The sequence below is a fragment of the Vannielia litorea genome, assembly GCF_900142295.1.
In the GTDB taxonomy this organism is placed as follows: domain Bacteria; phylum Pseudomonadota; class Alphaproteobacteria; order Rhodobacterales; family Rhodobacteraceae; genus Vannielia; species Vannielia litorea.
Genome location: NZ_FSRL01000001.1, coordinates 1,464,972 through 1,491,364, shown reverse-complemented (window position 1 = coordinate 1,491,364; position 26,393 = coordinate 1,464,972). Strand labels below are relative to the sequence as shown.

Genomic DNA, 26,393 nt, shown 5'->3' with positions numbered 1-26,393 from the left:
TGTTATTGCGGTGATAATTTTGCGATCATGAGCCGGAGGGCATGGTTAACCGTCGCTTGCCGCACCGCGCTGCGCCCGATCGCGCCAAACTCCACCGTCTCTGTGATCACAAACTGCTCCCAGGCCAGTCCAAAGCACACCCGCCCCTCCGGCTTGTGCTCCGATCCGCCCGGCCCGGCGATCCCGGTGACCGAAACCGCAAGGCTTGCCCGCGACCCGCTGAGCGCCCCGCGCGCCATCTCTGCGGCCACCTCCTCCGAGACGGCGCCAAAGGCCTCCAGCGTCTCGGCCCTCACGTCCAGCATGTCCTGCTTGGCGGCGTTGGAATAGGTCACGAAGCCCCGGTCAAACACCTCCGAAGAGCCCGCGACCTCGGTGATCGCCCCGGCGATCAGCCCGCCCGTGCAGCTCTCTGCCGTGGCGAGGGTTGCGCCGGAATTTCGCGCGATTTCAAGCAGGTCCGAGGCGAGGCTCACATCAGCACCCCATGGGCGAAGCCCGCCGCTGCGAGCACGACGATGGCCGCAAAAACTCCGGCGATTACGTCGTCCAGCATCACGCCCAGCGCATCTCCGCGCCGGTCCGCCCAGCCGATCAGCCAGGGTTTGGTGATGTCGAACAGCCGGAAGAACACGAAGGCCGTCACCCAGCCCGGCCACAGCCGGTGCAGCTCCTGACCGGCGGCGATGGCACCGTAAACCACTGGAAAGAGGGCAATCCACTGGCCCACCACCTCGTCGATCACGATCTCCGAAGGGTCATGATCGGCCTTGCCCCGCGTCTCCTCCGCCGTGGCCCAGAGCCCCAGCGCAAAGGCGGTGAGCGTGGCCAGCGCGAGGCCCCAGACCCCCCCGTGCAGGGCGATCCCGTAGCCCACCGGGAGGGCGGCCAGCGAGCCCCATGTCCCCGGCGCAGGGCGCAGGTGGCCGACCCAGAAGAACGTGGCGATGCAATGGGTTAGCGCCTTCATGCCGGCACCAGAACGACAGTCGCCATGGCCGCGATTCCCTCTTCGCGCCCGGTGAATCCAAGCCGCTCGGAGGTGGTCGCCTTCACCGAGACGCGGCCCATGTCGCATCCCATGATCCGCGCCATCTCCGCCCGCATGGCCGCCGCCTGCGGCCCGATCTTGGGCCACTCGCAAATCAGCGTCACGTCCAGGTTGCCGATGGTGAGCCCGCGTTCTGCCGCCAGATCCACGGAATGCTTGAGAAAAATCTCGCTCGCCGCGCCTTTCCACTGCGGGTCGCTCGGCGGAAAATGCTGGCCGATGTCCCCCTCGGCGAGCGCGCCGTAGATCGCATCGGTTGCCGCGTGCATCCCCACATCGGCGTCGGAATGGCCCTGCAACCCGCGCCCGTGCGGCACTGTCACCCCGCAGAGCACCACGTGGTCGCCCGGCCCGAACCGATGCACGTCGAACCCGTTTCCAACCCGGATATCCATCTGATCTTCCTTCAAGATACGTTCGGCGCGGTCAAAGTCCTCGGGGTGGGTGACCTTCAGGTTCCGTTCCTCGCCGGGCACCAGCCTCACCTCGATCCCCGCCGCCAACGCGACCTCCACGTCATCCGCCGCCGCGCCTGCGAACCCGTCATGCGCCGCCCGGATTGCCTCCAGCGCAAAGCCCTGCGGCGTCTGCGCCCGCCAGAGCCCGTCGCGCGGCTGCACCGCCGTCACCCGCGCCTCCTCGGCCCGCCAGAGCGCATCGGTCACGGCCAGGGCGGGGGCCGCGCCATCGGCTTTTTCGAGGGCGAGAATCACCTGTGAAATCAGCGCTTTCGACACCAGTGGCCGGGCGCCGTCGTGGATCAGCACATGGGTCGCCGCCTCGGGCAGCGCGGCCAGCCCCGCCGCCACCGACCCGGCCCGGCTCTCGCCCCCGACCACCCGCGCCACCCCTTCGGGCAGCGCCGCATCGGCCAGGTCGCCATCTTCCGCGCCGATCACCACCGTCACGCTTGCCACTTTTTCATGCTCGCAGAAAACACCCACCGTGCGCGCCAGTAACGGCACGCCACCAAGGCTCTGGTATTGTTTCGGAATCGCCCCGCCTGCGCGGGTTCCGCGCCCGGCGGCGACAAGGAGCGCGGCGATATGGCGAGCGTCGTTCGGCACAGCTTCGCTCTACGCGCTGGCGGGTGCGGGGGCAATACAAAGCGCTTTCGGGGCGTTGGTTGCCCAAAATTTCATCGCTTGGTGTCTGGGGCCGAAAAACCTCTTTCCAGCCCTTTGCATTCCGGGGCGTTCCGTCCGATATGTAGCTTGCGTTGCACAAGGATTAAGCATTTGTCCGTTTCCGTGGCAAACCAGACGCTGGACCCGCCCGTCCTTCTCGCCCCGCTCGCGGGCATCACCGACCTGCCGTTCCGCCAGCTGGTCGCCGGTTTCGGGGCCGGGCTGGTGGTGTCGGAGATGGTGGCGAGCCAGGAGATGGTTCAGGCCAAGCCTGGCGTCCGCGAGCGCGCGGAGCTGGGCTACGGCGAGCAGGCCACCTCGATCCAGCTCGCGGGCCGCGATGCCACCTGGATGGCCCGCGCCGCCGCCATGGTCGAGGAGAACGGCGCGCGGATCATCGACATCAACATGGGCTGCCCCGCCAAGAAGGTCACCGGCGGGCTCTCCGGCTCTGCCTTGATGAAGGATCTCGACCACGCGCTCACCCTGATCGAGGCGGTCGTTGGCGCGGTCTCCGTGCCTGTCACCCTCAAGTGCCGCCTCGGCTGGGACGAAGGGCAGATCAATGCGCCCGAGCTGGCCGCCCGCGCCGAACAGGCCGGTGTGAAGATGGTCACCATCCACGGCCGCACGCGCTGCCAGTTCTACAAGGGCCGGGCCGACTGGGCGGCGATCCGCGCGGTCAAGGAGGCCGTCTCGATCCCGGTCATCGCCAATGGCGACATCACCGATGCCGCCACAGCCCGCGCCGCGCTGCAGGCTTCCGGTGCCGACGGCGTGATGGTCGGACGCGGGGCCCAAGGCGCCCCCTGGCGACTGGCCGAGATCGCCCATGCGCTGGGGCAGGGGCCGGCGCCCCGCATCCCGCAGGGCGCAGCTCTCGCGGCCATGATCCGGGAGCACTACGGCGCGATGATCGCCTTCTACGGCGACGGCCTCGGCGCCCGCGTCGCCCGCAAGCACCTCGGCTGGTACATGGACGCCTCCCACACCCCCTCCGCCCTCCGGCAGCGCATTCTCACCGCCACCGACACCGGCCTCGTGCGCGCCCTGATCGAGGATATCCCCAGAACCGCCAGCCGAGAGGCCGCCTGATGCTGAGCGAAGACATCATCTGGATCTCCCTTCCGGTCCCGGCGCTGCTCCTCGATGACAAGGACCAGATCGCCGACATCAACCCGGCGGCGGAGACCTTTCTCAACACTTCCCTGCGCTCGCTCGAAGGGGCCCACGTGTGGGACAAGATCATGGTCGCCGCCCCGCTCGAAGACGGCTTCGAACGTGTTCGCAAGAACCAGTCGGCGCTCTTCGTCAATGATGTCGACCTCGGCACCGGCGACCGGCCCCCGGTGCATTGCAACCTCCAGATCGCCCCGCTGAACGACAGCACCGGCCGCCTGCTGATGCTGATCTCGCCCCGCGAGATCGCCGGCAAGCTGGGCCGTGCCCATTCGGTCCAGGCTACGGCCAAGAGTGCCATCGGCATGGCCGAGATGCTGGCCCATGAAATCAAGAACCCGCTGGCAGGCATCACCGGGGCGGCGCAGCTCATCTCGATGAACCTGCCCAAGGCCGACCTCGAGCTGACCGACCTGATCGTCGAGGAGAGCCGGCGGATCGTGAAGCTCCTGGAACAGGTCGAGCAGTTCGGCAACGTCCGCCCGCCGCTGATGAAGCCGGTCAACATCCACGACATCCTCGACCGCGCCCGCAAGTCCGCCGAGGTGGGCTATGCCGCCGGCATGATCTTTACCGACGATTACGACCCCTCCTTGCCGCCCACGCTGGGCGATGCCGACCAACTCCTGCAGGTCTTTCTGAACCTCTTCAAGAACGCCGCCGAAGCCTCTCAAAAGATGGGGCCCAAGCACAAGGGCACCATCAGGATCCGCACCTTCTACGATCTGTCGCTGCGGTTGCGGCGCAAGGATGGCAAGGGCGCGCCGGTGCCGCTTCAGGTCGAGATCACCGACAACGGCCCCGGCCTGCCCGAGGAGATCGCAGAAGATATCTTCGAGCCCTTCGTCTCGGGCCGCGAGAACGGCACCGGGCTCGGGCTGGCGCTCGTCAGCAAGATCGTCGGCGAGCATAACGGCTGGGTCCAGGTCGACTCGGTCCCGGGCAAGACCGTCTTCCGGGTGTCGCTCCAGGTGGCGCCCGATCTGAGCAACAGTGAATATTACTAGGAGTTTGAGCAATGGACGGAACGGTACTGGTCGCCGACGACGATCGCACGATACGCACGGTGCTCACCCAGGCGCTCACCCGCGCGGGCTGCCGCGTGCATGCAACCTCCTCCCTCGTCACGCTCATGCGCTGGGTCGAGGAGGGCAAGGGGGACCTGGTGATCTCCGACGTGGTCATGCCCGATGGCAACGGGCTGGAGACGCTTCCCAAGATCTCCGCCGAGCGCCCCGGCCTGCCGGTCATCGTGATCTCGGCCCAGAACACCATCATGACGGCGATTCAGGCCGCCGAGGCCGAGGCCTACGACTACCTGCCAAAGCCCTTCGACCTGCCAGACCTGATGAAACGCGCAGCGCGCGCGCTCGAAAGCAAGCGTCGCCTGGCCTCGCAAAAGGCCACCGCGAGCGATGTGCCCACCCCCGACAGCGACCTGCCGCTGGTGGGGCGCACGCCGCAGATGCAGGGGCTCTACCGGCTCGTCGCCAAGGTCATGAACACCGATCTCCCGGTGCTCATCACCGGCGAGAGCGGCACCGGCAAGTCCTTGATCGCGCGGGCAATTCATGACTTCTCCGATCGCCGCACGCTGCCCTTCGTGGTGGTGTCGCCCGCCGACCTTCAGGGCGCGGACGGCCCCGCGCAGGTGGTGGCCCGCGCCCGGGGCGGCTCGCTGCTGTTTGACGAGATCGCCGATCTCGACGACGAGGCGCAGGGCCGGATCGTGCGGATGCTCGACGCTTTCGGCGATTCCGCCCCGCGCGTCATGAGCACCAGCCAGGGCAACCTCATGGAGCGGATGGAGAACGGCGGCTTCCGGCAGGATCTGTTCTACCGTCTCGGCGGCGTCACCATCAACGTGCCGGCGCTGCGCGAGCGGGTCGATGACATTCCGCTGCTGGCCGAGCACTTCCTGGCACGGGCCGAGCAGGGCACCGCGCCCCGCCGCATTGCTCCCGCGGCGATGGATCTGGTGCGCGCCTACAGCTGGCCCGGCAACGTCCGCCAGCTCGAAAACACCATCCGCCGCCTCGTGGTGACGGCCACCGAAGAGCAGATCGGTCTGGCCGATGTGGAGGCCGTGCTATCGTCGCAGCCCGAGATCGAGCCACTGGTGGGCGGCGGCGACGGCGAGAAGCTCTCGGCCTCGGTTGCCAAGCACCTGCGCCGCTACTTCGATCTGCACGGCGGCGCGCTGCCGCCGCCCGGCCTCTACACCCGGATCCTCAAGGAGGTCGAACTGCCGCTGATCGAGATCGCGCTCGATGCCACCGGCGGAAACCAGGCCAAATGCGCCGATCTTCTGGGCATCAACCGAAATACCCTCCGCAAGAAGATAAATGATCTCGATATTCAGGTGACACGCCGCCGCAAATTGATGTAAAAGGGCAACAGAGCCGTGGCAGAGGGGTCTCAGGCCCCCGTCAAGATCACGGGATATGGCGGTATGTCCCTTCGGGGGCACAAGATATGTGAGGCTTGCGGTGGGCTCCTCCGCACGAGCGTTTGGGTGGGAACGCCTTGTTAAACTGCGCAGATTGCGTCGTTTGCGCAACGCGGCGACGCTTGCGTTGGTGGTTCTCGGCCCTGCGCTGGCAATCGGAACATACCTGACGCTCGGCCCCTTCGGGCAGGGGGCGAACTCGCCTGCGCTCCGGGCGATTCTCCTCGCCGACATCGTCTATGTGCTCATCATCGCGGCGCTGGTGCTGTGGCAGGTGGCCAAGCTGGTCGCCGCGCGGCGGCGCAAGTCTGCTGGCTCCCGGCTGCATCTTCGCCTGACCGGGGTTTTTGCCCTGATCGCCGCCGTTCCCACCATCCTCGTGGCCGTCTTCGCCGGCCTCACCATCAACCTCGGGCTCGAAAGCTGGTTTTCCGACCGGGTGCGCGAGGTGGTCGGCGCCTCCCTGGAAGCCGCGCAGGCCTACAAGGGCGAGCACCGCCATGATCTCGAGCAGGATGCCGTCGTGCTTGCAGGCTACCTCAACGTGGCCCGGGCCGCCCGCGGCGCGGTGACCGACGGTCAGATCCGCCAGGTGTTGGGGCAGGGGCAGGCCCAGGTTCAGCGCGGGCTGCGCGAGGCCTTCGTCATCGACGGTTCGGGAGAGCTCAGGGCCCGCGGCGAGCGCAGCTATCTGTTTGATTTCGAGCGTCCGACCGAAGAGCAGATGGAGGCCGCCCGCAACGGCGAGACGGTAATCATCGAAGATTGGGAGAACAGCGAGTTCCGCGCCCTGCTGCGGCTCAACGCCTTTCCCGACAGGTTTCTCTATGTCTCCCGCGAGGTCGACGGCCAGTTGCTCGGCCTGCTGGACGACACCGAGGAAACCGTGGATGTCTACAACCAGCTCGAGCGCGAGCGCGGGCGCAGGCTCTTCGAGTTCGGCGTCATCTACCTCGGCTTCGCCCTCATCCTGATCCTCGCGTCGGTCTGGCTCGGCCTCTGGTTTGCCGAGCGCCTAAGCCGGCCCGTGGGGCGCCTCACGGGGGCCGCGCAACGGGTGGGCGAGGGCGATCTCGACGTGCGCGTGATCGAGGAAAACGGCGATGACGAGATCGCCATGCTGGGCCGCATCTTCAACCAGATGACCCGCCAGCTCAAAGGCCAGCGCGACCGCCTGCTCGACAACTCCGCCCGCATCGAGGAGCGCCGCCGCCTGTTCGAGCAGGTGCTGTCGTCCGTGACCGCGGGCGTGATCGGGCTCGACCCGGATGGCCGCGTGGAGTTCATGAACCGCTCCGCCGTGTCGCTCCTCGATCTCGACGACGAGATCGACCCGCATGTGGCCGTCGGTCAGGCCGTGCCCGAGTTTGCCGGCCTGCTGGAGCGCCTGCGGACTGGCGAAAAGGAGATCGCCCGCGAGGAAATCCGCGTGAGCCGGAAGGGCAAGCTCGAAACCCTGCTGGTGCGCATGGCCCGGCGCCGGGGCGAGGAGGGCGAGGTCGAGGGCTACGTGGTGGCCTTCGACGACGTGTCCGAGCTGGTGACCGCGCAGCGCATGGCCGCCTGGGGCGACGTGGCCCGCCGCATCGCCCATGAAATCAAGAACCCGCTCACCCCGATCCAGCTGTCCGCCGAGCGCATCCGCCGCAAGTTTGCACCGCTGGTGGGGGAGGAGGCGGAGAACCTCGATCAGCTCACCGGCGTCATCGTTCGCCAGACCGGCGACCTGCGCCGCATCGTCGACGAGTTCTCCAAGTTCGCCCGCATGCCCGAGCCCGACCGCAAGCCTGTCGATCTGTCGGCCGTGTTGCGCGACGCGGTTCTGCTCCAGCGAGAGAACCAGGGCGAGGCGCTGAAGTTCGAGGACGAGACCGGTGGTGTCATGGCGGAGCTGGATGAAACCATGATCAGCCAGGCCTTGATCAACCTCATCAAGAACGCGGGCGAGGCGATCGAGAGCCTGCAGGAAAAGGGCGCACCCGAAGGCCATGTGCCGGAGGTGCGGGTGCGGCTCCACACGGAGGGCTCCGAGGCGGTGGTGGAGGTGGCCGACAACGGCATCGGATTGCCCGAAGACCGCGACCGCCTGTTCGAGCCCTATGTGACGACAAGAGAAAAGGGCACCGGCCTCGGCCTGCCCATCGTGAAGAAGATCATCGAAGAACATGGCGGCAGCCTTGATCTGGTGGATGCCGAGCCCTTCGCGGAAGGAGCCCACCGTGGCGCCCTTGCCGTGGTGCGGCTTCCGCGCAGCCTCGAGATCAGTGCAGCCGCCGAATGACGAGAGAGGAAGGAAGAGCAGAAATGACCGATATTCTGATCGTAGACGACGAGCGCGACATCCGCGAACTGGTGGGTGACATTCTGCGCGACGAGGGCTTCCAGACCAGGCTCGCGGGCAATTCCGACGACTGCATGGCGGCGATCAACGAGGCGCCGCCCGCGCTGATGATCCTCGATATCTGGCTGAAGGACAGCCGGATGGACGGCATCGACATCCTCAAGAGCGTGAAGCGCGACAATCCCGACATTCCCATCGTCATCATCTCGGGTCACGGCAACATCGAAATCGCGGTGGCGGCGATCAAGCAGGGCGCCTACGACTTCATCGAGAAACCCTTCAACATCGACCAGCTGATGGTGGTGATCCGCCGCGCGATGGAAACCTCCCGCCTGCGCCGCGAGAACAGCCAGCTCCGCCGCAAGGAGGTTTCGGTCACCGACATGATCGGCAGCTCGCCCGCCTTCAAGGCGCTCAAGGGCCAGCTCGATAAGGTCACCAAGTCCAATGGCCGGGTGATGCTGACCGGGCCCGCCGGCGCCGGCAAGGAGATCGCCGCGCGCTACATCCATGCCAACTCCTCCCGCGCCTCGGGCCCCTTCGTCTCGGTCAACTCCGCCTCCATCGAGCCCGACCGGATGGAAGAGGTGCTCTTCGGCCGCGAGAGCGATGCCCGTGGCGTCGAGCCCGGCCTGCTCGAAGAGGCCCACGGCGGTGTGCTCTACTTCGACGAGGTGGCCGACATGCCGCTCGGCACCCAGAGCAAGATCCTGCGGGTGCTGGTGGAGCAGCAGTTCCAGCGCGTCGGCGGCAGCGACAAGGTCCGCGTCGACCTGCGGGTGATTTCCTCCACCAACCGCGACCTCGAAGCCGAGATCGCCCATGGCACCTTCCGCGAGGAGCTCTATCACCGGCTCAACGTCGTTCCGATCCGGGTGCCGGGGCTGGAGGAGCGCCGCGAGGACATCCCGGAGCTTGCCAAGCACTTCATCGCCGAGGCCAACGCCAACCAGGGTCTCGTCGCGCGGGCGCTCTCGGAGGAGGCCGAGGCCCTGCTGCAAACCATGCACCTGCCGGGCAACGTGAGGCAGCTCAGGAACATCATCGAACGCGCCCTGATCCTCGGCGAGACCCACGAGCCGATCGACGCCCGCGAGCTGCAGGGGGGCGAGGCGCCGGAGGACGACGAGGGCCGCGTGGTGCTCTCGGGCGGGCTGGCGACCCTGCCGCTGCGCGAAGCCCGCGAGCTGTTCGAGCGCGAGTATCTGCTGACCCAGATCAACCGCTTCGGCGGCAATATCTCCCGCACGGCGACCTTCGTGGGCATGGAACGGTCGGCGTTGCACCGCAAGCTCAAGTCGCTCGGGGTGGTCACCTCCAACAAGGCCGGTGCACGAATTGCCCACATAGAGAGCCAGGCGGCGGAATAGGGGCCTCAAAAGCGGCGGGTTTCCGCCAATCCGCCGCGCCTTGCCAAGGTTGGTTAACACGCGAACTTGAAATTGGTTCCCGATTGGGTGATCACCGTTTCCAGCGAGAACAAATACTCGAGGGACGGATGAGGCTGGCAAGACCTATACGGGCAAAAGCCCTGCGACTTCCGCTGCTATGTGCAGCGCTCCTGCTGACCGCCGCCTGCGGCGCTCAGCGCAACACCGAGACGCTCTCGACCATGTCGGCACCGCAGCTCAAGCCCGGGCTGCTCGATTACGCGATCTCCGAGGCCCGCAGCCTGCGCGCCACCGGGGCCCGCGTCTGGTGCGTGCCCTTTGCGCGCAACGCCAGCGGGGTCGAGATCCGCGGCAATGCCAACACCTGGTGGAACAGCGCCAGCGGCACCTACGCTCGCGGCCGCACGCCGCAGGTCGGCGCGGTCATGGCCTTCTCCGGCACGCGCCAGCTGCCGATGGGCCACGTGGCCGTGGTCTCCAAGGTGGTCTCCGACCGCGAGATCGAGATCAACCACGCCAACTGGCACCGCAACCAGATCAGCCTTGGCATGTCGGTGATCGACGTGTCCGACAAGAACGACTGGTCGGTGGTCAAGGTCCTGAGCCAGTCCAACGCCTATGGCCGGCCCTATCCGATCGACGGGTTCATCTACCCCACGCCGGTCTCCACCGCGATCTGATCGCCCTGGCCGCGAAGCGCCTCAGCGAAAGCTGGCGGTGCACATCTCGATCTCCAGAAACGTCTGACAGCCGCCCTCCGGGGCGGCTTCGTCGTTCTGCGGGTGGTGCGCCATGATGAAACCTGCGGCGATGGTATGGTCCGCCGCCTCGCGCCAAAAGGCCGCCATCGCGGCCACGGTCTCGCCCGATTGGAGGCTCTGGCCCTGGAGAATGGCCATGTAATCGAAGAGATCGCGCCCGATCAGGTTGGCCACGAGGTTCTCGCCGGCAAGATGGAGCTCGCTGACAATGAGCGCCGTGCGGGAGATCCGGATCAGGGGCAGGGCGTCCTCTGCCTCGACGATCTCTTCGTACCGGGCAAGCAGCGCCTCCGCATCGACAGGCTGCCCGGCCTCCCGCGCGGCGCGTGCGCGATATATCTCCCGGTTGGTGCGCCAGGTCAGGCTGTCATCGGCATCGAGCGCGCCGGTGGCCAGCGCCGCCTCCGCCTCTTCTGCTGCCCTGGCCCAATGTGCCGCGTCGGCGGCCATTCCCGCCTGCTGCACGGACCAATCCGCCCGTTGGGCCGGGCTCGAGCCCTCTCCCGGACGGAGGGCGGAAAGGATCATCTCCCTGAGATCCGCATCGTCGGGGCGGTCGAGGTGCCCGGCCATGGCAAAGAGCATGTCCTGCGCCGCAGACCAGGCGTCAGGGTCGGCGATGATGTCCTCCCGCAGCCGCGGCGTCTCGGGGGGCCCGGTGGTGAGGTCGTCCACTGCCAGCAACAGCTGTGCCCGCGCCAGATCGGGCGCTCCGCGCAGCAGCGCCCCGGTGAAGAGGTTCATCGCCACCACCGAATTGTAGACGGCGACCAGGGGCTCGGCCTCGGCCACCTCGGGCGGCAAGCGCAACCCGCGCAACATCTGCTCGCTCTGGTCGATATCGCCCTGCACCATCATCTGCCCGCCTTCCACGGCAAGGCCGGAGGCATAGGCAAACCCCTCGGAGGCGGCCACGCGCGCCGCATCCTCGCGGTGGTCCGCGATGAAGGCGCGTTGTTCCTCTCCCAGCCAGTCCTCCAGCGGCGTGTCGATGCGGGCCAGGGTGGCACGGCCCCGGTCTGCATGGCCCCACCAGAACTCGAAATACGCGCGCCAGGCGAGGACGAAGTGATGCAGGCCGCTGCCGTCCTCGACCAGCGTCTCGGCCTCGTCGAAAAGCGCAAAGCCGCGTTCGTAGCGCGCCAGCCCGGCCATCAGCTGCACGGCGGCCACGGTCATCACCCGGGCCCAGTCTGCATCCAGAGGCCCCTCGGCACGGGCGGCCTCCAGCGCGCGGGTCAGCTCGAACTCGAGCCCCAGCCCGCCGCTCTCTTCCACGATGGCATCGAAGCGGTCGAGCAGGTCAACCGGGTCGGGGGCCTGGGCCTGCGCCGGGGCGGCCAGGCAGAGGCAGAGCAGAACCGCCCGGATCACGAGCCGCCTCCCACCACGAAGAAGGGCGCCCAGGCCAGCGGGTGCGCCAGCGTGGCGTCGCTCTCGTCGGCCATCAGCGCCAGCATCGAGCGCCGCATCGCCTCGGCCTTGCCGAGACCGGGGTCCGCCTCCAGCTCGGCAAAGGCCGCAGCCGTCAGCCGCGCCGCCGCATCGTCGCGCACCGGCCAGTGGCTCACCAGCAGGCTCTCGGCACCGGCGGCAAAGAAGGCCCGCGCGAGGCCCGAGAGACCCTCGGCGCCCTCGCCATCGCCCGCCGCCGTGTTGCAGGCCGAGAGCACCACCCAATCGGCGGAGAGCCGCAGCCCCGCCACCTCTCCCGCGGTCAATAGTCCGTCATCCTCTGCGCTCGGCGTGCCCGGCGGGGTCAGGGCCAGCGCCGGCTCCTCCAGCCCCTGCAACTCGCCCGCGATCAGCCCGTGGGTGGCAAACACGATCACGTCGCGGTCGCTCAGGTCTGCGCCGCGGATGGCGGACTCGGTGGCCGCCGCGCCCAGCAGCACCTGCGCGGTGTCGGGGAAAGCGCGGGCAATGGCCTCCACCTCCCGGCGAGTGCCGGGCAGGGGGGCGAGCGCCGTCACGTCCACTGCCTCGCCGCCCGACCGGGCCACCTCCATCGCGCTGGCCGTGCCCGCGAACACCGGGTCCCCCACCGCCAGCAGCGTGCTGCGACCCGATGCGCGCGGGGCGCGGGGCAGGGCCCGCAGGCTCACCACCGAGGGCATCACCGTGATGGCATGCCGCCGCACCAGCCAGGAGGCCTCGCGCAAGAGGCCAGGCGTGACCGGCGCCGTGGCATCGTCGTAGCCGGTGAGAAGGGCGGCGAAGGGCAGGCCGATCCAGGCGCCATCCGGGACAATCCTGAGGTTCGGATAGGCCTCCAACTCCTGCGCGAAAGCGCCGAAGAGCAGCACGTAGAGGTTGGCAGCCAGCGGGCGGTTGAAGTCGGGCACCTCGGCGGCGGCGCTCTTGGGCTTGAGCGCGGTCGCCCCGCGCAGGGTGCCGGTCAACCCCATGCCTTCCCGGAAAAGCGCCACGAGCTGGGCTGCATCGCCGCGCGGCAGTGCAACCCGGTGCCAGATCACCCGGTCCCGCGCCACCAGCCAGAGATAGAGATGTTCGTCGCCCTGGTGAAAGGCGATCAGGGCCTCCCCCTCGGCCAGCAAGCCCTTCGCCTCGTCGAGTCCCACGGGAGCGGGGGCGGTGATGTCGCGCCATCCGGGAAAGCCCCGGGCCAGACGCTCGCCGTTGACGGTGAGCGCCGTGTCGATCTCGTCGAGCCGCTGCCGCCTGGTTGACTCGTCGAGCGCCATGTCGCGCCGCAGCGCGTCGCGGCGCTCCTCCAGGTCGCGGCGCTCCAGGGCCAGCTCCTCCGCCCCGGCGGCCCGCGCGGCGACCCGCAGCGCAATCTGCTGCATCGCCCGCGCCGCGCCGGTGCCCTGCACCCGCTGGGCCAGCTGAAACATCGCATCGGCCTGGCCGAGCGGAGAAAGCCTGCCCGGATCGTCCTGCTGCGAGACGGCGGGCAGGGGGGCGAGGCAGAGCATCAGGGCAAGGGTGCGCAACATGGCGCCGATTGATCCGCCCCGGCCCGCCAAGGTCAAGTGACAAGCGCCGACACCCACGCCCGTTGACCCCACCTCAACCCCGTGCCAAGCAGAGTGCCACGAGCGCAACGGCAGGCCCCGGGAGGGCAAGCACCGAATGAAAGTCATCATCTGCGGCGCGGGCCAGGTCGGCTGGCAGATCGCGCGGCACCTCTCGGGCGAGCGGAACGACGTGACGGTGGTCGACAACAATGCCGAACTGGTGCGCCGCGCCACGGATTCGCTCGACGTGCAGGGCATCGCAGGCCACGCCAGCTACCCCGATGTGCTCGACCGTGCCGGCGCCCGCGATGCCGACATGATCATCGCCGCCACCCATTCCGACGAGGTGAACATGGTCACCTGCCAGGTGGCGCACTCGGTGTTCTCGGTGCCCCGAAAGGTGGCCCGCCTGCGCTCGCAAAGTTACCTCACGGCGATCTACTCCGATCTCTACCGCCGCGATCACATGCCGATCGACGTGGTGATTTCGCCCGAGCGCGAGGTGGCCGAAGCCGCGCTCCAGCGCCTCGCCGCACCCGCCGCCTTCGACACCGAGCGCTTTCTGGGCGGTCGCGCCCAACTTCTGGGCATCCAGCTCGACGAGGATTGCCCGGTTCTCAACACGCCGCTGCGCCAGCTCACCGATCTCTTCTCCACCCTCCGCGCCATCGTGGTGGGGGTGCGCCGCAAGAACCGGCTCTTCGCGCCCAACCCGGGCGACCAGCTCTTTGATGGCGACCAGATCTATGTCTGCGCCAATACCGAAGACACCACCCGCACGATGGAGATCTTCGGCAAGGTGCTCCGCAAGCAGGAGCGGGTCGTCATCATCGGCGGCGGCAACGTGGGCCTCGCCGTGGCCCAGGCCCTCGAAAAACGCACCGACCGGATCCGCGCCAAGGTGATCGAGCGCTCGCGCGCCATTGCCGAACGCGCGGCGGATTCGCTCGAGCGCACCATCGTGCTGCATGGCGACGGGCTGAGCCGCGAACTGCTGGTCGAAGCCAACATCGACAAGGCCGACGCGGTGCTCTGCGTCACCGACGACGACAAGGTCAATCTGCTTGCTGCCGTCCGCGCCAAGGCCAACGGCTGCCCGATGGCGATCTGCCTCGTCAATGATCCCACGCTGGTGCCGCTGATGAACCCGCTCCACGTGGATGCCTACATCAACCCCCGCGCCACAACCGTCAGCTCGATCCTGCGCCACATCCGCCACGGGCGGGTCCGCGGGGTCTATTCGATCGGCGATGCAGAGGCCGAGGTGATCGAGGCGCAGGTGCTCTCCACCTCGCCGCTCTCCGGCCAGCGCATCCGCGACATCGACTTTCCCGAAGGGGTGACGGTCGGGGCCCTGATGCGTGGCGAGAAATACATCAAGCCCGTGGCCGAAACCCGGATCGAGGAGGGCGACGTGATCGTTCTCTTCGCCATGGCCGACGACGTGCCCGAGGTGGAGCGGCTGTTGCAGGTCTCCATCGACTTCTTCTGAAGGCCGCCCGCCCGTGCGCCGCATCCTCGAACTGCCACTGATCGTGATCCTCATGGGGATCTGCGCGCTCATGATGTATCTGCCGGTTTTCCACGCCGTCGCGGTGCGCGACTGGCTCTCCGCGCGCAGTTTCTTCTACGCGGGTACGCTCTTTCTGACCCTGGTCATCTTTCTCGGGATCGCCACCTATCACATGAAGCCCCGCAGCCTGGCCCGCAGCCACCTCACGGCGCTGGTGGCGGCCTATGGGCTGCTGCCCTTCATGCTGGCCTGGCCGTTCTACGAGGCGGTCCGCACGACGACCTTCTTCAACGCCTGGTTCGAGATGGTCTCCTCGCTCACCACCACCGGCGCCACGCTCTTCGAGCCCGAGCGCCTGCGCGACACGCTGCACCTGTGGCGCGCTACCGTGGGCTGGATGGGCGGGCTCTTCATCTGGGTCACGGCGGCGGCGATCATGGCACCGCTCAACCTCGGCGGCTTCGAGGTGACATCCCTGGCACGGCCGGGCGCGGGCGCCAAACGCGACCGGGTGCTCGACGCCGACGCCCAGACCGACCCCCGCGAGCGCCTGCTTCGCCTCGCGCTGCAGATGGGTCCGGTCTACATCGCCCTCACCGGCGTGCTCTGGGTCGCGCTGGTGGCTGCGGGCGAGGATCCGCTGGTGGCGATCTGCCATGCCATGGGCGTGCTCTCCACCTCCGGGATCTCCCCGGTGGACGGGTTGAGCGAGGCCCGCGCCGGCCTCGTGGGAGAGGCCATGATCCTGCTCTTTTTCGTCTTCGCCTTCAGCCGCAAGACCTTCTCGCCCGGCTTTGGCATGGGTGCGGGCCGGGTCAGCGCTGTCTACCGCGATGTCGAGGCCCGCATGGCCTTCTACTGCATCATCCTCGTACCATCCGCGCTCTTCCTGCGGCACTGGATCGGCGCCTTCGAGGTCGACGATGTCGCCGACATCCACGCCGCGCTGCGTGCCCTCTGGGGCGCCGTCTTCACCGTCGCCAGCTTTCTCAGCACCACCGGTTACACCAGCGCCGAATGGGGCGGCACCGAAACCTGGTCGGGCCTGCAAACTCCGGGGCTGGTGCTGATGGGCCTTGCGCTGGTGGGCGGCGGGGTGGCCACCACGGCGGGCGGCGTGAAGCTGCTGAGGGTCTATGCGCTCTACCGCCATGGTCACCGCGAGATCGAGAAGCTGGTGCACCCGCATTCCGTCAGCGGATCGGGGGGCAGCTTCGGGCGGCACATCCGGCGGCAGGGCGCCTATATCGCCTGGCTCTTCTTCATGCTCTACGCCATGTCGCTGGCCGGGGTATCGGCCATGCTCTCCGCCACGGGCCTCAGCTTCGAGCAATCCATTGTCCTGTCGCTCTCGGGGCTGTCGACGGCAGGCCAGCTCGCCCAGGTCGGCGGCGACGCGGCCATCAGCTACGTCCAGATCAGCGACACGGCCAAGACCATTCTGGCCGGCGCGATGGTTCTGGGCCGGATCGAGGCCCTGGCCCTCATCGCGCTGCTCAACCCCGAATTCTGGCGCGCCTGAGGCGGCTCTGCCGCACCTTGCTTAGCACTCTGAATTTGGGGGTGGAATCTTGCAGATGCAGCCTCCATAGTGAGCCCGTGAACGGGGGGCCCGCGATCCGAGGCAGGCTATCCGGACGCGTGCGAGACGAAAGCAACGACAAGAACAAGGCAGCAAAATGGCCAGCGACAAACAGAATTTGCAGGATGCATTTCTCAACCACGTCCGGAAGACCAAGGTTCCGGTGACCATCTTTCTGATCAACGGGGTGAAACTCCAGGGCGTGATCACCTGGTTCGACAACTTCTGTGTCCTGCTGCGCCGCGATGGCCAGTCGCAACTTGTCTACAAGCACGCGATTTCCACCGTCATGCCGGCTCAGCCGATCAGCCTCTACGAGGGCGAAGAATAGGCGAATTCCACGATACCGCGGAGCGTCCGACCCGGGCGTTGGTGCTCCACCCGGACATCCAGACAGACCACGGCCGCCGCGACGCCGCGCCTGCGCTTGAAGAGGCGATGGCGCTCGCTTTGGCGCTTCCGGGGCTGGAGGTTGTCGCGGGGGAGGTCGTCAACGTGCGCCAGCCCCAGCCCGGCACTCTCTTCGGCACCGGCAAGATGGATGAGATCAAGGCCCTGATCCAGGGCCAGGAGATCGCGCTGGTGCTTGTCGATGGCCCGGTGACCCCGGTGCAGCAGCGCAACCTGGAGGAGGCCTGGAAGGTGAAGCTGCTCGACCGTACCGGCCTGATTCTGGAGATCTTTGCCGACCGTGCCGCCACCCGCGAGGGCGTGTTGCAGGTCGAGCTGGCCGCGCTCTCCTACCAGCGCACCCGGCTGGTGCGGGCCTGGACCCACCTCGAGCGTCAGCGCGGCGGCCTCGGCTTTGTCGGCGGTCCCGGCGAAACCCAGATCGAGGCCGACCGGCGCGCGATCGACGAGGCGATGATCCGCATTCGCCGCCAGCTCTCCAAGGTCACCAAGACCCGCGCCCTGCATCGCGCGTCCCGCGCCAAGGTGCCGTTCCCCGTGGTCGCGCTGGTGGGCTACACCAACGCCGGAAAGTCCTCGCTCTTCAACCGGATGACCGGGGCCGAGGTGCTGGCCAAGGACATGCTCTTCGCCACGCTCGACCCGACCATGCGCGCCGTCGAGCTGGCCGGCGGCGTGAAGGTGATCCTCTCCGACACCGTGGGGTTCATCTCCTCCCTGCCCACCGAGCTGGTCGCCGCCTTCCGCGCCACCCTCGAAGAGGTGCTCGAGGCCGATCTCATCCTTCACGTCCGCGACATCGCCAGCCCCGCGACCGAAGAGCAGGCCCGCGACGTGGATGCCATCCTCGAGAGTCTCGGCGTGTCGGAGGAGGTGACGTGCCTCGAACTCTGGAACAAGGTCGACCTGCTCCCCGACGACAAGGCCGAGGCCCTGCGCAACCAGGCCGCACGGCGCGACGACGTGCTGGTGATCTCTGCCGTTTCGGGCGAGGGGCTCGAGCGGTTGCAGGAGGTCGTGACCGGCCATCTCGAGGGGCTGCGGATCGAGGAAACCCTGGCGCTCGCCTTTGCCAGCGGCCGCCACCGCGCCTGGCTGCACGAGCGCGATGTCGTTCTGGCCGAACGCCAGACAGAGGACGGCTGGTCGCTCGACCTGCGCTGGTCCGCCCGCCAGAAGGCCGAATTCGAGCGCCTCTGAGCGCCACCCGTAGACATCGCTCCCTGACACGCTACACCTTGCCCGGACCACCCGAGGAGGCGAGATGCTCAAGAGTCAGCGACATTACTACTGGATCGGCGGCGGTATCTGGGGGCTGCTGATGCTGGTGGGCATCGGCTTCGTGGTCTACAGCAGCCTGCAGGGCAAAGGCTCCGGGCTGGCGGATGCTCTGTCCACCGAGGTCTTTGCGCAGTCCGAGGTCGTCACGGGCGATGCCGCAGCCCAGGGCGTGCTCCTCACCGATGCGGGCGAGGTCGATATCGGCCCCGGCGGTCTCACCCTCACAGACCCGCTGACCGACCCCGACCGCCCCGCCTTCGACCTCGACACCCCGGAGGGCCGCTTCCCGGCGCTCATCTACCGCCCTGCGGACGACCCGCGCGTCATCGGCATGGTGGCGCTGCGGTTCTCGGACGCGCCGGTCGGCAAGTGGAAGCGCGCCGGGCGCAAGGGCCGTCCGCTCGATTTCGAGTTCACCCCGGACGATATCGTGGCCCTTGGCGACAGCGACGCCGTCGCCGCCCTGGAGGCCGAGGCCGTCAGCGCCGCCCTGGCCGCCGCAACCGGCCCGGTGCGCCATGCCACGCTGGAGGCGGAGGGCAGGGCCGTGCTGCTCCTGGACCCCAGCTTCGAGACCTTCTCGGCCGATATCTACGTTGGCTTCGACGAAAACGGCGACCCCGCCGTGCTGGTGAAGGACTTCGGCTACTTCGGCACACGTGCCGCGCTGGATGAGCGCGCCGAGACGGGCGAGTAGCCCGTCACTCCGCCGGCGTCAGCACCGTCACGCCCACATTGGCCGCCCGCGCCAGCGCCGGATCGAGCGACATCGGAATATACTCGCCCCGCCGCCACAGCGCCCCCAGGTCATCGTAATGCCGCGAAAGCGGATGCCCCGATTGGCCGGTGGCGGTGATGAAGACCGAGCTGTCGGGGTCCGAAAAGTCGTAAACCCCGCGATAGCCCGCGCCGTGGACGTTGGAATAGGGGTCCGGGTCGCTGCCCTTGGTGCGGCCCCGAAGCAGGGTAAAGTCGCCGCCCGAGGTGCTCTGGTGGATGTTCACGATCCATTTCAGCACCGGCACCTCGCCCAGCACCGCATGATCGTGCAGGGCCTCATGCGCGTCGCCCCAGCGCAGGCTTTCCAGCGCGGTGCCGTAGTTCGCGCCGATCCAGAGCAGCGCCTCGTCGAGCGCGATCCGGGCAATGTCGGTGCAGGTTTCCTGCGCCGTCGACTGCGCCACGTCGCACCACACCGCCGCCCCGTCGACATCGCGGAAGACCCGCTCCAGGAACAGCGGTTCCGGGTGGGCGAACTCCACCGATAGTGGCCCCAGCTCGTCGCGGACAAGCCGGTTCTGCAGGTGCTTCAGCCAGGCGGCAAAGATCAGCGGCTCCGGCAGATGCTCGCTCATCTCGCCGTTCCAGTTGGCCAGGAGCTCCAGCGCCCTCTGCCGTTGCCGTTCCGGCGTGCCTTCGGGCGCGGCCTCGCCGGTGAACCACAGGTCCTTGGCAATGAGCGGCAGCAGGGTGCGCGCGGTCACGCTCACCGTGTCGAGCTGCGCGTCGATGAAGCTCTCGCGGGTGTGCACCTCGCGGGTCTGCATCAGCCGGGTCCAGCGCTGGATCCGCTGGGTATCGCCCCAGGTGAAGCTCACATGCTCCGGGAAGGGGCGATCGACCGTCTTGTTGTTGGTGTTGCCGAGGATGCCGCCCACCGGGTCGATGAAGGTCGGGTTCTTCTCGTAGGGCATGCGGCCGGCCCAGCGATTCTCGGTCCGCCAGCCCAGCGCCGGCATCCGCCCCTGGCTGGCATGGCCGGGGTTCCTGTTGGGCATCGCGCCCACCATCTTCAGGGCCACCCGGCCCGGCTCGGCGATGGTCAGGTTTTGCGCCGGCGCGATGAAGAGCTCCATCGCGTCGATGGCCTCCTCGATGGTCCTGGCCCTCTGGAGCCCGAGCGCGGCCTGCATCGAGGTGTCGCGCGGCGAGAGCGCCGTCCACCCCAGTGACGCCACGTGACCGCCCGGCGTGACCTTGTCGAGGTTGTAGTGCGAGCCCGGCAAGACAGGTCCGTTCTCGGTGCGCCGCAGGGTGATGGTGATCGGCTCGGAACCCTTGATCTCGATGATCGAGCTCTTGGTGCTGAAGGCCTTCCAGCCCGTCGGCGTGCGGTATTCCTGCGGATTGGCCGGGTTCAGCTCCTCCATGAACACATCCTGATCGTCGAGGTAGGACGAGGTTATCCCCCAGGCCAGCGCATCCGACCGCCCCGACAGGATGAAGGGAATACCCGGAATGGTCGCCCCGATCACCCCGCCGGTCGAAAGCTCGACTCTCGCCAGGTACCACACCGTCGGCGCGGTGAACCCCAGGTGCGGGTCATTCGCCAGGAGCGCCTTGCCGGCCGCCGAGCGCTTGGGTGCGGCGGCCCAGGCGTTGGAGGCACCCGCAAAGGCCCGTGGCTTCACCGGCGAGAGCGGGTCCAGCGCATATTGCGTCCAGCCCGCGGGCGGCTCGCCGATCGGCACGAGGCTCGCATAGTCGGGCAGGGCGGCGGTGCCGGGGCCCGGCACGTCGGGCAGGATATCGGCCAGCCGCGGCTCGGGCAGTTGCAGCGAGACCCGCGCCCGCAGCACCTCTTCCTGCAGCTGGCCGGTGAGCTGGAGCGCCATGATCTTTCCCATGGCGACCGTATCGGCAGGCCGCCACGGCGCGATCTCGCGCGAGAACAAGAAGAACTCCGGCGCACCCCGGCCCAGCGCCCCCTCGTTGACAGTCGCGATCCAGGCGTTCACCCCCGCCGAATAGGCCTCCAGCATCGCCCGTGTCTCGGCATCGAGCGAGGAGACCGAGGCCGAGGCCGCCTCGTAGAGCCCGAACCGGCGGAGCAGCTCGTCGGTCTTGACCGTGCGCACCCCGAAGATCTCCGAAAGCCGCCCCTGCGCCGCACGCCGCGACATCGTCATCTGCCAGAGCCGGTCCTGGGCATGGGCAAACCCGAGGCCAAAGAACACGTCCTCGTCGGTCGAGCCGAAGATATGTGGCACATTGGCGTTGTCCCGCACGATCTCCACCGGCCCGGCGAGCCCCGCCACGGACAGCCGCGCGCTGTAATCGGGGATCGACCGCGAGGCGAGGTAGTAGGTCACGCAGGCCACCAGGAAAGCCGTCAGCAAACCCGCCGTCACGATCCGCAGAAGCCAGCGAAAGATGCGCGCCATATCTGTCCCTCGGTTGACCTTCTGCCCCTGCGGGGTAATCAGGAAGCCAAGGTAATGGAACCCCGCGGGAGGATAAAGACATGGCGAAGGTGGCATTTCTCGGACTTGGTGTCATGGGCTACCCCATGGCAGGACATCTGGTGAAAGCCGGCCACGAGGTGACGGTCTACAACCGCACCTTCGCGAAGGCCGAGAAATGGGTGGCCGAGCACGGCGGCACCGCCGCTCGAACTCCGGCCGAGGCCGCCAGCGGCCAGGATTTCGTGATGGCCTGCGTCGGCAATGACGATGACCTCCGCGCCGTCTGCGCCGGAGAGGATGGCGCCCTGGCCGCCATGACCGCCGGCACCGTCTTCGTCGATCACACCACCGTCAGTGCCGCCGTCACCCGCGAGATGTATGCCGTCGCCGACAAGGGCCAGGTAAGCTTTGTCGATGCACCGGTTTCCGGCGGGCAGGCCGGTGCCGAGAACGGCGCGCTTGCGGTGATGTGCGGCGGCGACGAGGGCGCTTACGACCGCGCCGAAAAGATCATCGCCGCCTATGCCAAGAACTGCCAGCGCATGGGCGAGAGCGGGGCGGGCCAGCTCACCAAATGCGTCAACCAGATCTGCATCGCCGGTCTCGTGCAGGGTCTCTCCGAGGGCATAGCCTTTGCCCAGAAGGCGGGCCTCGATGCCAAGGCCGTGGTGGAAGTCATCAAGGATGGCGCGGCAGGCAGTTGGCAGATGGCCAACCGCTACCAGACCATGGTCGACGACCACTTCTCCCATGGTTTTGCGGTGGACTGGATGCGCAAGGATCTCGGCATCTGCCTGTCGACCGGCAACGAGATCGGCGCGGCGCTTCCCGTCACCGCCCTCGTCGACCAGTTCTACAAGGACGTGCAGGCGATGGGCGGCGGGCGGTGGGATACCTCCTCGCTGATCAAGCGCCTCAAGGCCTTCGACTGACCGCGTTCAGTTTCCGCGCTTCGGCCCCGAGAACTTCCCGGCGGGCTTCCCACCCGGACGCCCGCCAGGTTTGCCGCCCGGTTTGCCGCTGAAGCCTCCACCCGGCTTGCCGCCGGGCTTTCCACCCGGCTTTCCGCCGAACTTGCCCGCAGGCCGGTCGCCCGGTTTGCCACCGAACCTGCCCGCAGGCTTTCCGCCCGGCTTGCCGTCCTTGCGGTAGGGGGGGGTTTCGCCGCCCTCGGCAGCCCGCGCCCGGTTCTTCTTGCTTGAAGGCTTGCCCGCAGGCGGCGGCGGCCCCTTGCGGCGCGGTGCGCCCATCGGCGCGCTCGGGTCCGATGCCCCGGCGCGATAGCCCGTCGAGGGTGCGCCATGGCGCGGCTTGCGCGGCGGCTTGCTCTCTTCGCGCATCGGCTCGGCTGCAACCTTCAGCGCGGCCTCGGGCGTGACCTCAGGCGCAGGCTGCGGGGCAGGGGCCTCGGCCCGCTCCTCCGCTGGCGCGTCGCGCTCCGGGCGCGGCTCTCGCCGTGGCCTGGCCGGCTTCTCGAACTTGCCCTTCCGCTCGGGCTTCGGCCCCGGTTTCGGGCCACGTGCAGGCCGGTCCAACCCGTCGGGGACCCCGTCAACCCGCGCAAGTCGGGTGCTGCCCTCCACGGCCATGCTTTCGCCCAGGTGGTCGATCAGCCGCTGCACCGCGCCCTCGCGCACCTGCACATAGCTCTCGTCCGGCCCGATCCGGATGGCGCCAAGGTCGTCCCGCGTCAGCCCGCCGCCCTTGCAGAGCATCGGCAGCAACCGGCGCGGCTCGGCCCCCTGGTTCCGCCCCTGGCTCACCGAGAACCAGACCGAGGCTCCGAACTCCTCGCGCGGCCGCGGCTTGAGATCGCCCCCCGAAAGCTCCTCGGGCGCGGAATGCTGGGTCGCGTAGTTGCGCAGAAAAGCCGCCGCAAGCTGTTCGGGGCTGAAACGTTCCACCAGCCGCCCGATCGCCTCGACCTCCTCCTCGCGCGGGGCTTCCTCCCACACCGGGTCTTCGAGCATCCGCTCCGCATCGCGGGCCTGCACCGCCTCCGCCGAGGGCGGCTCGGCCCACTGCGCGGTGAGCTGCGCCATGCCCAGCACGCGCAGCGCCTTCTTCTTGCTGCGCGGGGTGACGACCAGAACGCTCACGCCCTTGCGGCCCGCGCGGCCAGTGCGGCCCGAGCGGTGCAGCAGGGTTTCATGGCTGCCCGGCAACTCGGCATGCACCACGAGGTCGAGATTGGGCAGGTCGATGCCCCGCGCCGCCACATCGGTGGCCACGCAGACCCGCGCCCGACCGTCGCGCATGGCCTGCAGCGCATTGGTGCGCTCCTGCTGCGAAAGCTCGCCCGAGAGCGCAACCACCTTGAAGCCCCGGTTCGCGAGCCGCGTGGTGATCCGGCCCACTGTGGCGCGGGTGTTGGCAAAGACGATGGCGTTGGGTGCCTCGTAGTAGCGCAGCACGTTGATGACGCAATGCTCCAGGTCGGCCTCGGCGACCGCCATGGCAAGATACTCGATATCGGCATGCTGCGAGGCCTCGGCCTTGGTCTCGATCCGCACGGCCTCGCGCTGGTAGCTCTTCGCCATATGTTCGATCGCAGGCGGCACCGTGGCCGAAAAGAGCAGCGTCTGCCGCTCTTCTGGCGCTTCACCGAGAATGAACTCCAGCTCCTCCCGAAAGCCCAGGTCGAGCATCTCGTCGGCCTCGTCGAGCACGATCGCGCGGATGGATTGCATCTCCATCGAGCCGCGCAGGATATGGTCGCGCAGGCGGCCCGGCGTGGCCACCACGATATGCGCGCCGCGCGCCAGGGCCCGCCGCTCGTCGCGCATGTCCATCCCGCCCACGCAGGAGGCCACCACGGCGCCCGCCTTGGCATAGAGCCATGACAGCTCGCGCTTCACCTGCAAAGCCAGTTCGCGGGTCGGTGCGATCACCAGCGCCAGCGGGGCCTCCGCGGCTTCGAACACCTCCGCCTCGCCCAGCAGCGTCGGCGCGATGGCGATCCCGAAGCCCAGCGTCTTGCCCGAGCCGGTCTGCGCCGACACCAGCATGTCCGCGCCCGCGTGCCGAGGGTCGCTCACCGCCTCCTGCACCGGGGTCAGGGTGGTGTAGCCACGGTCGGCTATGGCATCGGCAAGGGCTTGTTTCACGAGGGGTGTCCGGCAAGAGAGGGGCTGAAGCGCCGCTCTCTACAGGCAGCGGCAGCCGCTGTATAGCGCAATTCGGCGCAGGGCTCCGCGTGGCAGCACTCTCCCGCACCTCGCCTCGGCCCGGGGAGATGGGCCCACGGCAAAGAAAAAAGGCACCCCGAAGGGTGCCCTTGAGGTCGGTCTTGTGGCCACCCGTTCAGGGGATGATCCGATTGTATTTTGTGCCTTCCAGCGTCGCCCCGAGGATCAGCCCGGCCTGGCCGAAGATCACGGCAATGACCGGGGCCAGCGCCGTGAGCGTCTCGGCGCTCAGGTTGCCGGCATTGTCGTTCAGCGCGTATTCCGCATCGGCGCCCACCGACCACCCCGTGGAGGTGCGGAAGTCGCGCAGGGACGCGGGCGTCATGAAGAACAGCGCATGGGCATATTGCTGGGCGCCGATCTGGAGCCCGAAGTTGGCCTGAAGCGCGGCGTAGTAATCGACCGTCGCATTGTCGATCCGCAGCGCGCCGCGTCCGTAGCTGCCCCCCACCCCGAAGCCCGCCTTGGTGACCAACGGCATGTAGAGCACGCCAGCAGACTTTGCCTCGAGATCCGCAGTGCCGGGGTAGCGCGAGAACAGGTAGTTCCGCGTGCTGTCCACCCGGGCGTCGATCTTTGCACCGTTGTTGGTGCCTACACCATTGCCGCAGGCCGAAAGCACGGTGGTCGCGCCGAGCCCGGCAAGGAATACACGTCGATTGGGGAGTTTGCTCATCATATCCGCCTGTCCTTATGCCTCGATCCGGCTGTTTTGCGCCGGTTTGGCCCATCTATAGGGGGTGCGCGGCGGCTTGTCACCACAAGTTGAGGTCATATGGGCGGAAAATGGCCCGCAAAGCGGGGTCCGGAGCGCGGCCTGCGCACCACCGCACCCTCACCCCGCCTTCAGCCGCCGCGCCATCCGGGGGGCGAAGTAGGTCAGCACCCCCATGCAGCCCGCGCGCTTGAAGGCCATCAGGCTCTCCACCATCACCTTCTCGCCGTCGATCCAGCCGTTTGCGGCGGCGGCCTCGATCATCGCGTATTCGCCGCTCACCTGGTAGGCGAAGGTGGGCGCGCCGAAGGTGTCGCGCACCCTGCGGATGATATCGAGATAGGGCAGGCCGGGCTTGACCATCACCATGTCGGCGCCCTCGGCGAGGTCGCGTGCGACCGTCCGCAACGCCTCGTCACTGTTGGCCGGGTCCATCTGGTAGGTGTTCTTGTCGCCGGTCAGCGCGGCGGAGGCCCCCACCGCATCGCGGAACGGCCCGTAGAAGGCCGAGGCGTATTTGGCGGCATAGCTGAGAATCGACACGTTGCGATGCCCCGCCGCCTCCAGCGCCGTCCGGATCGCGCCGATCCGGCCATCCATCATGTCGGAGGGGCCGAGGATATCGGCCCCCGCCTCGGCCTGGGCCAGCGCCATCTTCACCAGCGCCTCCACCGTCTCGTCGTTGACGATCTGACCCCCCACCACGAAGCCGTCATGGCCGTTGATGTTGTAAGGGTCGAGCGCGATGTCGGTCATCACGGCAATCTCCGGCGCGGCGGCCTTGATCGCGCGGATCGCCCGATTGGTCAGGTTCTCGGGGTCCCAGGCCATGGCGCAATCCTCGGTGCGCGCCTCGGGGCCGGTGTAGGGAAACAGGCAGATCGCCGGGATCCCCAGCTCGGCCGCCTCCTGAGCCGCCTCCGCCACGAGATCCACCGTCAGCCGCTCCACGCCGGGCATGGAGGGCACGGCGGTGCGCTCTCCCGCGCCGTCGCGCAGGAACACCGGCCAGATCAGATCGTCGGCGGTGACCGTGGTTTCGCGCACCAGCCCGCGGATCGCCGGGCTCGTCCGGGTGCGCCGCAAACGGGCGGCAGGGTAGGGGGCGACGGTGGGGCGCATGGGAGAACCTCGCTTTTCAGTCACAGACTGCGCCGTGCCACGGATTTTGCGCCGCGACAAGGCTTCCATTCCCTGCACATGCGGCTAGATTGCGCGAACTTCGACAAGGGGCCGCA

Annotated in this window: 21 protein-coding genes; 12 read left to right on the top strand and 9 right to left on the bottom strand. The window is 68.1% G+C overall.

What is annotated here, in order from left to right; all coding sequences use genetic code 11:
* Nucleotides 1-2: 2 nt before the first annotated feature.
* From BUR94_RS07380 to BUR94_RS07370, 3 genes are read right to left on the bottom strand one after another with little or no spacing between them, the layout of a single operon-like run.
* Complete coding sequence (locus tag BUR94_RS07380) at nucleotides 3-476, bottom strand: CinA family protein (RefSeq protein ID WP_074255568.1); 474 nt, start codon at nucleotides 474-476, stop codon at nucleotides 3-5.
* On the bottom strand, nucleotides 473-970 hold the full coding sequence (locus BUR94_RS07375; RefSeq protein ID WP_074255567.1) for a phosphatidylglycerophosphatase A family protein: 498 nt from the start codon (nucleotides 968-970) through the stop codon (nucleotides 473-475). Before BUR94_RS07375 ends, BUR94_RS07380 begins: the two co-directional genes overlap by 4 nt.
* Nucleotides 967-2,118, bottom strand: a complete 1,152-nt coding sequence (locus tag BUR94_RS07370) for a bifunctional 2-C-methyl-D-erythritol 4-phosphate cytidylyltransferase/2-C-methyl-D-erythritol 2,4-cyclodiphosphate synthase (protein WP_074255566.1) — start codon at nucleotides 2,116-2,118, stop codon at nucleotides 967-969. Before BUR94_RS07370 ends, BUR94_RS07375 begins: the two co-directional genes overlap by 4 nt.
* Nucleotides 2,119-2,301: 183 nt before the next feature.
* Between BUR94_RS07370 and dusB the strand changes: the two genes are divergently transcribed.
* The 6 genes from dusB (at nucleotide 2,302) to BUR94_RS07340 (ending at nucleotide 10,218) form a co-directional block, all read left to right on the top strand.
* On the top strand, nucleotides 2,302-3,273 hold the full coding sequence (dusB, locus tag BUR94_RS07365) for a tRNA dihydrouridine synthase DusB (protein WP_425445234.1): 972 nt from the start codon (nucleotides 2,302-2,304) through the stop codon (nucleotides 3,271-3,273).
* Nucleotides 3,273-4,364: a two-component system sensor histidine kinase NtrB gene (locus BUR94_RS07360; RefSeq protein WP_074255564.1), complete on the top strand. Its 1,092-nt coding sequence runs from the start codon at nucleotides 3,273-3,275 to the stop codon at nucleotides 4,362-4,364. The genes dusB and BUR94_RS07360 overlap by 1 nt, the downstream gene beginning before the upstream one ends.
* 11 nt (nucleotides 4,365-4,375) lie before the next feature.
* Entirely contained in the window at nucleotides 4,376-5,746 is a 1,371-nt protein-coding gene (locus tag BUR94_RS07355; RefSeq protein WP_074255563.1) for a response regulator, read from the top strand.
* 55 nt (nucleotides 5,747-5,801) lie between these two features.
* Nucleotides 5,802-8,087 (top strand): sensor histidine kinase NtrY-like, encoded by a 2,286-nt coding sequence (locus BUR94_RS07350; protein ID WP_074255562.1) that lies wholly within the window; start codon nucleotides 5,802-5,804, stop codon nucleotides 8,085-8,087.
* Nucleotides 8,088-8,110: 23 nt separating this feature from the next.
* Entirely contained in the window at nucleotides 8,111-9,517 is a 1,407-nt protein-coding gene (ntrX, locus tag BUR94_RS07345) for a nitrogen assimilation response regulator NtrX (RefSeq protein ID WP_074255561.1), read from the top strand.
* A gap of 128 nt (nucleotides 9,518-9,645) precedes the next feature.
* A complete protein-coding gene (locus BUR94_RS07340) occupies nucleotides 9,646-10,218 on the top strand; it encodes a CHAP domain-containing protein (protein WP_074255560.1) in 573 nt (190 codons plus the stop codon).
* 21 nt (nucleotides 10,219-10,239) lie between these two features.
* On the opposite strand, the gene BUR94_RS07335 is transcribed toward BUR94_RS07340, so the two are convergent.
* Together BUR94_RS07335 and BUR94_RS07330 are read right to left on the bottom strand one after the other, a co-directional pair.
* Complete coding sequence (locus tag BUR94_RS07335) at nucleotides 10,240-11,673, bottom strand: hypothetical protein (protein WP_074255559.1); 1,434 nt, start codon at nucleotides 11,671-11,673, stop codon at nucleotides 10,240-10,242.
* The gene (locus tag BUR94_RS07330) at nucleotides 11,670-13,259 is read right to left on the bottom strand and encodes a CHAT domain-containing protein (RefSeq protein ID WP_074255558.1); all 1,590 of its coding nucleotides are present in this window, start codon (nucleotides 13,257-13,259) and stop codon (nucleotides 11,670-11,672) included. Before BUR94_RS07330 ends, BUR94_RS07335 begins: the two co-directional genes overlap by 4 nt.
* Nucleotides 13,260-13,395: 136 nt before the next feature.
* Between BUR94_RS07330 and trkA the strand changes: the two genes are divergently transcribed.
* From trkA to BUR94_RS07305, 5 genes are all read left to right on the top strand, one after another.
* On the top strand, nucleotides 13,396-14,772 hold the full coding sequence (gene trkA / locus BUR94_RS07325) for a Trk system potassium transporter TrkA (RefSeq protein ID WP_074255557.1): 1,377 nt from the start codon (nucleotides 13,396-13,398) through the stop codon (nucleotides 14,770-14,772).
* Nucleotides 14,773-14,785: 13 nt separating this feature from the next.
* On the top strand, nucleotides 14,786-16,315 hold the full coding sequence (locus BUR94_RS07320; RefSeq protein ID WP_245794402.1) for a TrkH family potassium uptake protein: 1,530 nt from the start codon (nucleotides 14,786-14,788) through the stop codon (nucleotides 16,313-16,315).
* 157 nt (nucleotides 16,316-16,472) lie between these two features.
* Nucleotides 16,473-16,706: an RNA chaperone Hfq gene (gene hfq / locus BUR94_RS07315; RefSeq protein WP_074255556.1), complete on the top strand. Its 234-nt coding sequence runs from the start codon at nucleotides 16,473-16,475 to the stop codon at nucleotides 16,704-16,706.
* Between the two features lie 41 nt (nucleotides 16,707-16,747).
* A complete protein-coding gene (gene hflX / locus BUR94_RS07310; RefSeq protein ID WP_084193122.1) occupies nucleotides 16,748-17,986 on the top strand; it encodes a GTPase HflX in 1,239 nt (412 codons plus the stop codon).
* 64 nt (nucleotides 17,987-18,050) lie between these two features.
* Complete coding sequence (locus BUR94_RS07305) at nucleotides 18,051-18,764, top strand: hypothetical protein (RefSeq protein ID WP_074255554.1); 714 nt, start codon at nucleotides 18,051-18,053, stop codon at nucleotides 18,762-18,764.
* Nucleotides 18,765-18,768: 4 nt separating this feature from the next.
* Here BUR94_RS07305 and BUR94_RS07300 read toward each other — a convergent pair whose 3' ends face one another.
* Nucleotides 18,769-21,231 carry a penicillin acylase family protein gene (locus BUR94_RS07300; protein WP_074255553.1) on the bottom strand — a complete coding sequence of 821 codons (2,463 nt, stop codon included), beginning with the start codon at nucleotides 21,229-21,231 and terminating at the stop codon, nucleotides 18,769-18,771.
* 80 nt (nucleotides 21,232-21,311) lie between these two features.
* On the opposite strand from BUR94_RS07300, the gene BUR94_RS07295 reads away from it, so the two are divergent.
* Nucleotides 21,312-22,184, top strand: coding sequence for an NAD(P)-dependent oxidoreductase (locus tag BUR94_RS07295; protein ID WP_074255552.1), 873 nt, complete (start codon nucleotides 21,312-21,314; stop codon nucleotides 22,182-22,184).
* 6 nt (nucleotides 22,185-22,190) lie between these two features.
* Here BUR94_RS07295 and BUR94_RS07290 read toward each other — a convergent pair whose 3' ends face one another.
* The 3 genes from BUR94_RS07290 to hemB all read right to left on the bottom strand — a co-directional run bounded on the left by BUR94_RS07290 (nucleotide 22,191) and on the right by hemB (nucleotide 26,277).
* Nucleotides 22,191-24,359: a DEAD/DEAH box helicase gene (locus tag BUR94_RS07290; RefSeq protein ID WP_074255551.1), complete on the bottom strand. Its 2,169-nt coding sequence runs from the start codon at nucleotides 24,357-24,359 to the stop codon at nucleotides 22,191-22,193.
* A gap of 196 nt (nucleotides 24,360-24,555) precedes the next feature.
* Nucleotides 24,556-25,116, bottom strand: coding sequence for a lipid-binding SYLF domain-containing protein (locus BUR94_RS07285; RefSeq protein WP_074257623.1), 561 nt, complete (start codon nucleotides 25,114-25,116; stop codon nucleotides 24,556-24,558).
* A 159-nt stretch (nucleotides 25,117-25,275) separates the two neighbouring features.
* Nucleotides 25,276-26,277: a porphobilinogen synthase gene (hemB, locus tag BUR94_RS07280; RefSeq protein ID WP_074255550.1), complete on the bottom strand. Its 1,002-nt coding sequence runs from the start codon at nucleotides 26,275-26,277 to the stop codon at nucleotides 25,276-25,278.
* Nucleotides 26,278-26,393 lie beyond the last annotated feature (116 nt).